Source organism: Streptomyces yunnanensis (assembly GCF_029011865.1).
Classification (GTDB): domain Bacteria; phylum Actinomycetota; class Actinomycetes; order Streptomycetales; family Streptomycetaceae; genus Streptomyces; species Streptomyces yunnanensis.
In genome coordinates, this window is the sequence record NZ_CP095749.1 from 9,742,652 (window position 1) to 9,754,868 (window position 12,217).

A 12,217-nucleotide genomic window follows, 5' to 3' on the forward strand; every position below is an offset into this window, starting at 1 on the left:
TTCCTCTCCATGCCGAACGACCGCGAGCTCGTTGACTACCTGAAGTGGGTCACGAACGACTTGCACCAGACCCGCCAACGGCTTCGTGAGGCCGAGTCCGCCCAACACGAGCCCATCGCCATCGTCGGGATGTCCTGCCGTCTGCCGGGCGGAGTGCGGTCACCCGAGGAACTCTGGCAGTTGCTCAGCGAAGGACGCGACGGCATCTCGGAGTTCCCCGCCGACCGCGGCTGGGACCTGAGCTCGCTCACCGGCGGGGGCGGCGGCAGCAGCACGACGACCGAAGGCGGCTTCGTGGACGCCGCCGCGTTCGACGCGGCCTTCTTCGGCATCTCGCCCCGCGAGGCCATGGCCATGGACCCCCAGCAGCGCATCCTGCTGGAAACCTCCTGGGAAGCCCTGGAGCGCGCCGGCATCGACCCGGTGTCCCTGCGGGGCACCGACACCGGTGTCTTCGTCGGAACGAACGGCGTCGACTACACCAACGTCGTGCTGAACTCCCGCGAGGACGTCGAAGGGCACGCCAGCACCGGCCTGGCGGGCAGTGTCCTGTCCGGGCGGCTGTCCTACACCTTCGGCCTGGAGGGCCCGGCCGTCACCGTCGACACCGCCTGCTCCTCCTCGCTCGTCTCCCTGCACCTGGCGGCCCACGCACTGCGCTCGGGCGAGTGCACACTCGCCCTGGCCGGCGGTGTGACGGTGCTGTCGTCGCCGATGAGCTTCGCCGGATTCAGCCGGCAGGGCGGACTGGCCGCGGACGGTCGGTGCAAGGCGTTCGCCGATGCGGCCGACGGCACCGGCTGGTCCGAAGGCGTGGGTCTGCTGGTGCTGGAGCGGCTGTCCGACGCCCGCCGTCACGGGCACGAGATCCTCGCCGTCGTCCGGGGCTCGGCCGTCAACCAGGACGGCGCCTCCAACGGCCTGACCGCGCCCAACGGCCCCTCCCAACAGCGGGTGATCCAGCAGGCACTGGCCAACGCCGGGCTGTCGACCGGTGACGTGGACGCCGTGGAGGCGCACGGCACCGGCACCACCCTCGGCGACCCGATCGAGGCCCAGGCCCTGCTGGCCACCTACGGCCAGGGGCGGGACCCCGAACGCCCGCTGCTGCTGGGCTCGGTGAAGTCCAACCTCGGCCACACGCAGGCGGCGGCGGGGGTGGCGGGGATCCTGAAGGTGGTCCTGGCGATGCGGCACGGGGTGCTGCCGCCGACCTTGCACGTGGACGCACCGTCGTCGCACGTCGACTGGTCCTCCGGTGCGGTAAAACTGCTGACGGAGTCCCAGGAGTGGCCCAAGTCCGGCCGGCCGTGGCGGGCGGGCGTGTCGTCGTTCGGGATCAGCGGCACCAACGCCCACGTCATCATCGAACAGGCACCGGTTGCCGAGGAGAGCGACGACGAGGACGGCGAGGGGGCGCCGACCGTACCGGCCGTGGCGCCGTCGACCGTGCCGTGGCCGGTCTCCGCGCGCACCGAGGACGCGCTGGCCGCGCAGATCGCGCAGATCACCGCGCTGTCCGACCACGCTCCGACCGACCTGGGCTTCTCGCTGGCCACTTCCCGCGCGCACCTGGAGCACCGCGCGGTGCTCCTGGCCGGGGACGACGGAACCGTCGAGGTCGCACGCGGCCTCGCCCAGGACACCGACGGCAAGGTGGCCGTGCTGTTCTCCGGGCAGGGCGCGCAGCGGGTCGGTATGGGTCGGGAGTTGTACGGCAGGTTCCCGGTGTTCGCGGCGGCGTTGGACGCGGTGTTGGCGCAGTTCGGAGGTGAGCTGCGGGAGCTGCGTCCGGTGATGTTCGGGGACGCCGAGGGGCTGGACCGGACCGGGTTCACACAGCCCGCACTGTTCGCCGTCGAGGTGGCGCTGTTCCGGCTGGTGGAGTCCTGGGGCGTCCGCCCGGACTTCGTCGCCGGGCATTCGATCGGCGAGATCGCGGCGGCGCACGTGGCCGGGGTGCTGTCCCTGGAGGATGCCTGTGCGTTGGTGGCGGCACGGGCGCGGTTGATGCAGGCGTTGCCCGCGGGCGGGGCGATGGTCGCCGTCCGGGCCACGGCGGACGAGGTGCGTCCGCGGCTGGTCGACGGGGTGTCGATCGCGGCGGTCAACGGTCCCGAGGCGGTCGTCCTCGCCGGCGACGAAACCGAAGTGCTCCGGATTTCGGGGGAGTTGGCGGCCGAGGGGCACAAGACGCAACGCCTCGCGGTGAGCCACGCCTTCCACTCGGCGTTGATGGAGCCGATGCTGGAGGACTTCCGGCAGGTCGCGGAGACACTGTCGTTCAAGGCGCCGGAGATCCCCATGGTCTCCAACGTGACCGGGGCAGTGGCTTCCGAGGAGCTGGTGTGCTCGCCCGACTACTGGGTGCGCCACGTGCGGGAGACGGTGCGTTTCGCGGACGGCGTCCGTGCCCTTGAGGCCGAAGGCGCGTCGGTCTTCCTGGAGTTGGGCCCGGACGGCGTGCTGACGGCGATGGCGCAGCACGGTGCCGACGAGACCGCGGTGTTCGTCAGTGCGCTGCGCAAGGACCGCCCTGAAGAGTCGGCGTTGTCCACGGCGTTGGCGCGGCTGCACGTCACGGGTGTGGCGGTGGACTGGGCCGCGTGGTACACGGGCACCGGTGCCCGCCGTGTGGACCTGCCCACCTACCCCTTCCAGCACGAGCGGTACTGGCCCCGGCCGGCCGTGCTCTCCGGGGACGTGACCGGCGCCGGGCTCCTCCCGGCCGAACACCCGCTGCTGGGCGTGACCCTCACTCTTGCCGACTCCGGCGAGGTGCTGTTCACGGGCAGGCTGTCGTTGCAGGCGTACCCGTGGCTGGCCGACCACAAGATGGGGGGCAACGTCCTCTTCCCGGCCACCGGATTCCTGGAACTGGCCACCCGCGCCGGTGACCAGGTCGGCTGCGACCGGGTCGAGGACTTCGCCCTGCTCGCGCCCCTGTCGCTCACCGAAGACGCCGCCGCGCAGGTCCAGGTGCTGGTGGGCGCCCCCGACGAGGCGGGAGCCCGGACGGTCTCGGTGCACTCGCGAGCCGACGGTCCCGCCGACCAGCCCTGGGTCCAGCACGCGCACGGCACCCTGACCAGCGGTGAGCGGATAGCGGACCTCGGCTCCGCGGTCTGGCCGCCGCAGGACGCCGTGGTCGTGGACCTGGCGGACTTCTACGACGGGACCGAGTACGGTCCGGCGTTCCAGGGCCTGCGCGCCGCGTGGCGGCGCGGGGACGAGTTCTTCGTCGAAGCCGCGCTGCCGGCCCAGGTCGCCGAGGAGGCCGCGTCCTTCGGGATCCATCCGGCGCTGCTGGACGCGGTGCTCCAGTCCCACCGGCTGACCGGGGTCGGCAGCGACCAGGAACTCCTCCTGCCGTTCGCCTGGCGGGGTGTGTCGCTGCACGCCGGGGGAGCCGCGGTGCTGCGGGCCAGAGTGGTGAAGACCGGCGACGACTCGGTGTCCCTCGCTGCCGTCGACCCCGCAGGCGCTCCCGTACTGTCCGCCGAAGCGTTCGTACTCCGCGGCCGATCCGCCGCCGCGGCAAACCCGTTGGGCGCGCAACGCCGCGCGGAGTACGACTCCTTGCTGTCGTTGGACTGGGTGGCGGCGCCCGAGGTGCAGACCGCCGAGGTCCGGTGCGTGTCGTGGGGAGCCGACGAGCTGGGTGCGGGTGCGTCGGTCGCGTCCCTGGCGGACCTGACGGGGGACGAGGACCTCGTGCTGGTCCCGGTGTCCGGCGGGGCGGGGGACGACGTGCCCGCCGTGGCGCACGAACTCACCTCCCGGGCCCTGGGCCTGCTCCAGGAGTGGGTGGGCCGGGAGGAGCCCGCAGCCGCGCGCCTGGTGTTCGTCACCCGCGGCGCCGTGTCCACCGTCGAGGGCGAGCCCGTACGGGATGTGGCCGCGGCCGCGGTGTGGGGCCTGGTGCGTGCGGCGCAGTCGGAGCACCCCGGGCGGATCGTGCTGCTGGACCTCGAAGACGGGCAGGACAGGGCGGTCACCGAGGTGCTCGGGGACCTGCCGGGCCTGCTGGCCACCGACGACGCCCAGTTCGCGGTCCGGGACGGCGCCGTCCGGGTGGCGCGGCTGGCCCCGCTGGGCAGCAGCGCGGGGCTGTTGCCGCCCGCCGGGGCATCGTGGCGGCTGGACAGCGCGGCCAAGGGCAGCCTGGACAACCTGTTCCTCGCGCCCTGCCCGGAGGTCCTGGAACCCCTCACCGAGGGCCGGGTCCGCATCCGGGTCCAGGCCGCCGGCCTCAACTTCCGTGACGTCCTGGACGCCCTGGGCATGTACCCGGGCGAAGCCGCACCGCTCGGCGCCGAGGCCGCCGGTGTGGTCACCGAGACCGGGCCCGGCGTGCGCGGACTGCACCCCGGGGACCACGTGACCGGCCTGGTCCTCGGCGGTTTCGGCCCGGAAGCCGTCGCCGACGAGCGGCTGCTGACCCGCATCCCCGACGGCTGGTCGGCCGCCCAGGCCGCCTCCGTACCGCTGGTCTTCCTGACCGCGTACTACGCCCTGAAGGACCTCGCCGATCTCCGCCCCGGCCAGTCGATCCTGGTGCACGCGGGTGCCGGTGGTGTCGGCATGGCGGCGATCCAGCTGGCCCGGCACCTCGGTGCCGAGGTGTTCGCCACGGCCGGCGAGGGAAAGTGGGACGCGCTGCGCGAGCTCGGTGTCGCCGACGACCACATCGCCTCCTCCCGTACGACCGACTTCGAGGAGCGCTTCCGGACGGTCACCGGTGGCCGCGGCGTGGACGTGGTCCTCAACGCCCTCACCGGTGACATCGTCGACGCCTCCCTGCGGTTGACCGCCCCGGGCGGCCACTTCCTGGAAATGGGCCAGACGGACGTCCGCGATCCCGGGGCCGCCGACGGAGTGCACTACCGCGCCTTCGACCTCGCGGAAGCGGGCCCGGAGCGCACCCGGGACATGCTCGGCGCGCTGCTGGAGCTGTTCGCCCAGGGCGCGTTGCGCCCGCTGCCGGTGACGACCTGGGACGTGCGGCGGGCGCCGCAGGCGTTCCGGTTCATGAGCCGGGCACAGCACATCGGGAAGATCGCGCTGACCCTGCCGCGAGCCTGGGACCCGGACGGCACGGTGCTGATCACCGGCGGGACCGGGGGACTGGCCGATGAACTCGCCCGGCATCTGGTGACCGAGCGGGGCATGCGCCACCTGCTGCTGGTCAGCCGCAGTGGCCCGGACGCCCCCGGCGCCGCCGACCTGCAGGAGGAACTGGCCGCCCACGGCGCCGAGGTGACCGTGCGGGCCTGTGACACGGCCGACCGGGCGGCGGTCGAGGCGCTGGTGGCCGCCGTGCCGACCGCGCACCCGCTGACCGCGGTGATCCACGCCGCCGGCATCCTCGACGGTGCCGAGGTGGCGTCGTTGACGCCCGAGCGGCTGTCGGCCGTCCTGCGTCCGAAGGTGGACGCGGCCTGGCACCTGCACGAAGCGACCAAGGACCGCGACCTCGCGGCGTTCGTGCTGTACTCGTCCGTCTCCGGCGTGCTCGGCACCGCGGGACAGAGCAACCACGCCGCCGGCAATGCCTTCCTCGACGCGCTGGCCCGCCACCGCACGGCGCAGGGCCTGCCCGCCCAGTCCCTCGCGTGGGGCGCCTGGGCGAAGAAGGACGGCACCGCACAGGGCACGTCCGCCACCGAACCGGAGCGGATCGCGTCCCTCGACGTGCCGCCGCTGTCGGCCGAGCGGGGTCTGGCACTGTTCGACGCCGCCACCGCGACCGACGGCGCGCACCTCGTCCCGGTCGGGCCCCTGGCCACCGGGACCCGGGCCCGCGGCGCCGTGCCGCCGGTGCTGCGGGGCCTGGTCAAGGGCGCCCGCCGTGCGGCCGCGGTCTCCGCCGGCGGCGCCGAAACCGCCCTGCGACTGACCCGGCAGCTGACGGAGCTGACCCCGGACGAGCGGATCGCCTTCACCGTCGACCTCGTACGGACCGAGGCCGCCGCCGTGCTCGGGCACGCCTCCGCCAAGGCGATCGACGCCCGGCGGGACTTCAACGACCTGGGCTTCGACTCGCTGACCGCCGTCGAACTGCGCAACCGGCTCTCCACGGCCACCGGCCTGCGACTGCCCGCCACCCTGGTCTTCGACTACCCCAACCCCACCGCGCTCGCCGGCCACCTCGTCGCCGAACTCCTCGACGAGCACCGGGCGACCCACGCCCCCACCGCGATCCGCACGGCGTCCGCCGACGATCCGGTGGTCATCGTCGGCATGGCCTGCCGGCTGCCCGGTGGCGTGCGGTCCCCGGAGGACCTGTGGCGCCTCGTCGTCGACGGGCGCGACGGCATCTCCGCCTACCCGACGGACCGGGGCTGGGACCTGGAGACCCTGCTGGGCGGCGCGGAGGGCGACCAGGGCCGCAGTTCCGCGTCCAGGGGCGGCTTCCTGGACGGCCTCGCCGACTTCGACGCCCCCTTCTTCGGCATCTCGCCCCGCGAGGCCATGGCGATGGACCCGCAGCAGCGGCTGATGCTGGAGACCTCCTGGGAGGCCGTCGAGCGGGCCGGTATCGACCCGGTGTCGCTGCACGGCACCGAGACCGGCGTCTTCGTCGGCACCAGCGGTGCCGACTACGCCAGCATCCTGATGAACTCCAGCGAGGACGTCGAGGCCCACGCCAGCACCGGCCTCGCCAGCAGCGTCCTGTCCGGCCGGATCTCCTACACGTTCGGCCTGGAGGGCCCGGCCCTCACCGTCGACACCGCGTGCTCCTCCTCGCTCGTCTCGCTCCACCTGGCGGCCCACGCACTGCGCAACGGCGAGTGCTCGCTCGCCCTGGCCGGTGGCGTGACGCTGCTGTCCACACCGATGAGCATCGCCGGATTCAGCCGGCAGGGCGCGCTGGCGTCGGACGGCTACTGCAAGGCGTTCTCCGACGACGCCGACGGCACGAGCTGGGCCGAGGGCGTGGGCGTCGTCGTCCTGGAGCGGCTGTCCGACGCCCGCCGCAACGGCCACGAGATCCTCGCCGTGGTGCGCGGCTCGGCCATGAACCAGGACGGCGCGTCCAACGGCCTGACGGCCCCCAACGGCCCGTCCCAGCAGCACGTCATCCGCCAGGCCCTGGCCAACGCCGGGCTCTCGACGGGCGAGGTGGACGCCGTCGAGGCGCACGGCACCGGCACCTCGCTCGGCGACCCGATCGAGGCGCAGGCGCTGCTCGCCACCTACGGCCAGGACCGGGCCCAGGGACAGCCGCTGCTGCTGGGCTCGCTCAAGTCGAACATCGGTCACACCATGGCGGCGGCCGGCGTCTCCGGCGTCATCAAGATGGTCATGGCGCTGCGGCACGGCGTGCTGCCGCGCTCCCTCCACATCGGCACGCCCTCCTCGCACGTCGACTGGACGGCGGGGGACGTCGAACTCCTCACGGAGCAGCGGGACTGGCCGGACACCGGACGCCCGCGCCGCGGCGCCATCTCCTCCTTCGGTATGAGCGGCACCAACGCCCACGCCATCCTCGAACAGGCACCGGCCGACGCCGAGCCGACGGACCGGGACACCCCGGCCGTCGAGCCCCAGGCCGTCCCGTGGCTCGTCTCGGGCAAGGCCCCCGAGGCGCTGGACGACGGGATCGAGCAGCTCCGGGACTGGGTCGGCGAGCGGCCGGAACTCGCGCCGCTCGACGTGGGCTACTCACTGGCCACCGGACGGCCGGTCTTCACGCACCGCGCGGTGCTGCTGGCCGGGGACGAGGTGGCGCGCGGCACGGCCGAGGACCACTCGCTGGCGATGCTCTTCCCGGGCCAGGGCGGGCAGCGGGTCGGGATGGGGCGCGAGCTGTGCGGCCGGTTCCCGGTGTTCGCCGAGGCCCTGGACGCGGTACTGGCCCACTTCGACGACCGGGTGCGGGAGGTGATGCTCACCGACGCCGAACGGCTGGACCAGACCGAGTTCACCCAGCCGGCCATGTTCGCCATCCAGGTGGCGCTGTTCCGGCTCGTCGAATCCTGGGGCGTCCGGCCCGACTTCGTCGGCGGGCACTCCTTCGGCGAGATCGCCGCGGCGCACGTTTCCGGGGTCCTCCCGCTGGCGGACGCCTGCACCCTGGTGGCCGCCCGCGGGCGGCTGATGAACACCCTTGAGGGCCAGGGCGCCATCATGGTGGCGATCCAGGCGAGCGAGAAGGAGGCGACCGCGCGGCTCGTCGACGGTGTCTCGATCGCGGCGGTCAACGGACCGGAGTCCGTCGTCATCGCCGGCAACGGACCCGCCACGCAGCGCATCACCGAGGCATTCGCCGCCGAGGGCCGCAAGACACGGCAGGTGGCGGTGCAGGTCGCCGGCCACTGCCCGCTGATGGACCCGATCCTGGACGACTTCCGCCAGGTGGCCGAGGGCCTCACCTACCAGGAGCCGCGCATTCCCCTGGTCTCGACCGTGACCGGCGAGCGCGCCTCGGACGACCTGATGCGCTGCGCCGACTACTGGGTCCGCAACGTCCGTGAACCCGTCCGCTTCGCCGACGCGGTAGGCACCCTGGCCGCCGAGGACGTCACGGCCTTCCTGGAGCTGGGCCTCGACGGAGCACTGACCGGCATGGTGCCGCACAACGTGGACGGCACCGTCGTCGCCGTCAGCGCCCTGCGCAAGGACCGCCCCGAGGAGACGGCCCTGCTCACCACCCTCGCGCAGCTGCACGTCGCCGGAGTCGACGCGAACTGGGCCAGGATCTTCGACGGCACCGGTGCGCGCCGCGCCGAACTGCCCACCTACCCGTTCCAGGGCCATCGCTACTGGCCGAAGCCGAGGGCACTGGGGGGCGATGTGACCTCCGCGGGCCTGCTGCCCACCGAGCACCCGCTGCTCGGCGCGGCGGTCCCGCTGGCGGACGGCGGCGGCATGCTGTTCACCAGCCGTCTGTCGACGGATGCCCACCCCTGGCTGAGGGACCACGTGGCGGGCGGCGCGACCGTCTTCCCGGCCTCCGGCTTCGTCGAACTGGCCGTCCGGGCCGGCGATCAGTTCGGCTGCGACCGTCTCGCCGAACTCGCCCTCGACGCACCGCTGGTGCTCACCGACGGCGCGGCCCTGGTGCTCCAGGTGTGGCTCGGCGCCCCCGACGACGAGGGCGACCGGCAGATCCGGTTCTACTCACGGCCGCAGGCCACGCCGGACGAACCGTGGCTCCAACACGCCACCGGCACCCTGACCACCGGCGAGCACACCGCGGACTTCGACGCGTCCGCCTGGCCGCCCGGCGACGCCTCCGAGGTCGACGTGGACGACCACTACGACGGGACGGAGTTCGGCGCCGCCTTCCACGGGCTGCAAGCGGTCTGGGTCCGCGGCGACGACACGTTCGTCGAGGCGGAACTCCCCGACGGCCTCGTCCCCGACGCCCCGTCCTTCGGCCTGCACCCCGCCCTGCTCGAAGCGGCCCTGCACGCCACCGCCTTCAGCGACGTGGGCGACAAGGAGCACCTCTCCTACGCCGCTTCCTGGCAGGACGTGTCGCTGCACGCCTCCGGTGCCGCGGCGGTACGGGCCCGGATCACGAGGACCGGTGCGGACTCGGTCAGCCTCACGGCGGTCGACGCCGCCGGGGAACCCGTCCTGTCGGCCCGCAACCTCACGCTGCGCGCCCTGGCGGAAGCACCCAAGCGGGCGGCCCGCGGCCAGCGGGACCGGCTGCTGCGCCTGGAGTGGGTCCCGGCACCGCACACGGAGGACGTACCCGCGCTCCGGAGCACCGTCCTGGCGCCCCTGGGGACCGCGTCGCTCACCGACATCACAGGCACCCCGGACCTGGTCGTGGTGCCCGTGCCCCGCGCGGAAGACGGCTTCCCCGCGGCCGTGCACGAGCTCACGACCCAGGCCCTGCTCCTGGTGCAGGAGTGGATCGCCGAGGAACGCTTCACCGCCTCCCAGCTGGTGTTCCTGACGTGTGGTGCGGTGGACGGCGGTGACCTCGCCGGTTCCGCCCTCTGGGGCCTGGTGCGCTCGACGATCGCGGAACACCCCGGCCGCTTCGTCCTGGCCGACGTGGAGGAGATGGACGAGAACGGCGCCGGCGACGACCTGGCGCTGCTCGTCGCGGCCCTGCCCGGCCTGCTGCCCTCCGCCGAGACCCAGTTCGTCGTGCGCGACAAGGCGGTGCTCATGGGGCGGCTGGCGTGGCTGCCCACCGACGCCGAGACACGGCCGGTGCAGTGGGACCCCGAGGGGACCGTACTGATCACCGGTGGTACCGGCGGCCTGGGCATCGAACTGGCCCGGTGGCTCGCCGCCAACGGCACCCGGCACCTGGTGCTGGTCAGCCGCAGCGGCCCGAAGGCTTCCGGAGCGGACGAACTCGCAGAAGAACTGAGGGAGTTGGGCGCACTGCCCACGATCGCGGCCTGCGACACGGCGGACCCGGACGCGCTCGCCGGACTCCTGGCCGCCATCCCCGCAGAGCACCCGCTGACCGCGATCGTCCACCTCGCCGGCGTCCTCGACGACGGCGTGGTGACCGCGCTGACCCCTGAGCGCCTGACGCCGGTGCTGCGCCCGAAGGTGGACGCCGCCTGGCATCTGCACGAGGCCACCAAGGACCTCAACCTGGCCGCGTTCATCATGTTCTCCTCCGTCTCCGGTGTGCTGGGTGCCCCGGGCGTGGCCAACTACGCGTCCGCCAACGCCTTCCTCGACGGCCTGGTCCGGCACCGCGCCGCCCTGGGCCTGCCGGGCCAGTCGCTGGTATGGGGCCACTGGGACGGCGGCGGCATGGCCGAATCGCTGAACCAAGCCACCGTGGCGCGCATGCGGCTCAACGGCATGGCGCCGGTCTCCATCGAGGAGGGCATGGAGCTGTTCGACAGCGCTCGCGGCTACGCCGAGCCCGTCGTGATGGCGGCGGGCCTGACCCCCGGCGCCAAGGTCCCGGCGGGGGAGATTCCCCCGATGTTCCGCGGCCTGGTCCGCCAGAGCAGGCGGACCGCCTCGAACGCCACGCACACGTCCGGTACCCCGGCCACCTTCGCCCAGCGACTGCTGGAGCTGCCGGAAGGGGAGCGCGTCGGCCACCTCGTCGACCTCGTCCGCAGCGAGGCCGCCCTCATCCTCGGCTACGCGTCCGCGGCGGAGATCGAGCCCCGCCGGGACTTCTACGAGCTCGGCATCGACTCGCTGACCTCGATCGAACTGCGCAACCGGCTCGGCACGGCCACCGGACTGCAACTGCCCGCGACGCTGGTCTTCGACACCAAGACACCTGCCGGCCTCGGCGCACGGCTGCGCAGCGAATTCTCCGTACAGCCCGGACTCGCCGGCGCCGGGACCGAGGGGGGCCTGCTCCTGGGCGGGCCGGAACCCGACTCGCTGGAGCGGATGTTCATCGACGCCATGGACAACGGCATGTTCCCGGAGGCCAGGCTCATGCTGCGGGCCCTGACCGGCCTGCGCAAGAACTTCGAGAACACCGCCGAACTGGAGGAACTGCCGCCGCCGACCACGCTCGCCGAAGGCCCCGCCGAACCGCGGATGATCTGCATCGCCACACCCACCGCCAACGGCGGCGTCCACGAGTACGCCCGGTTCGCCGCACCCTTCCGGGGCGAACGGCACGTCAACGCGGTGCCCCTGGTCGGCTTCGCCGCCGGGGAACGGCTGCCGACCACGGTGGCGACCGCGGTCAGGAGCATCGCGGAAAGCGTACTGAGCGCGAGCGACGGCAAGCCCTTCATCCTGACCGGGCACTCCTCCGGCGGGACCTACGCCTACGCCGTCGCCGGTCTGTTGGAGGCCACCTGGGGCATCAAGCCCGAAGCCGTGGTGCTGCTGGACTCGGTCAGCATCCAGCACGACGACCAGGAGGGCATCGACTACGACCGGCTGTTGCACCACAACTTCGTGGTCGACGAGGAATCGCCGGTGCGCATCACGAACTCCAGGCTGTCCGGCATGGCACGGTGGATGAACCTGCTCAGCCAACTCGAGGTGTCGCACACCACCGCCCCCGTGCTGGTCGTCCGTGCCACCCAGGAGAGCGTCGGCCTGGAGGCCGTCGCGGCCGCCGCGGCAGAGGAGACGAAGAGCAAGGCGTTCCCGACGGCCGAGGTGCGCCTCGTGCAGGCCGACCACTTCTCCATGGTCCGCGACGACGCCCCTCAGACCGCGCGGATCGTCAAGGAATGGCTCGACACCCTCGGCGACGCGTAACCACGGCACACATCTGACCGGCGTACAGGAACAGCACGTCACG

1 pseudogene is annotated in these 12,217 nt (G+C 73.0%); it reads left to right on the top strand.

What is annotated here, in order from left to right:
- Positions 1-9: 9 nt before the first annotated feature.
- Positions 10-12,138: pseudogene (locus tag MOV08_RS42730) on the top strand (SDR family NAD(P)-dependent oxidoreductase); the annotation flags it as partial.
- Positions 12,139-12,217 lie beyond the last annotated feature (79 nt).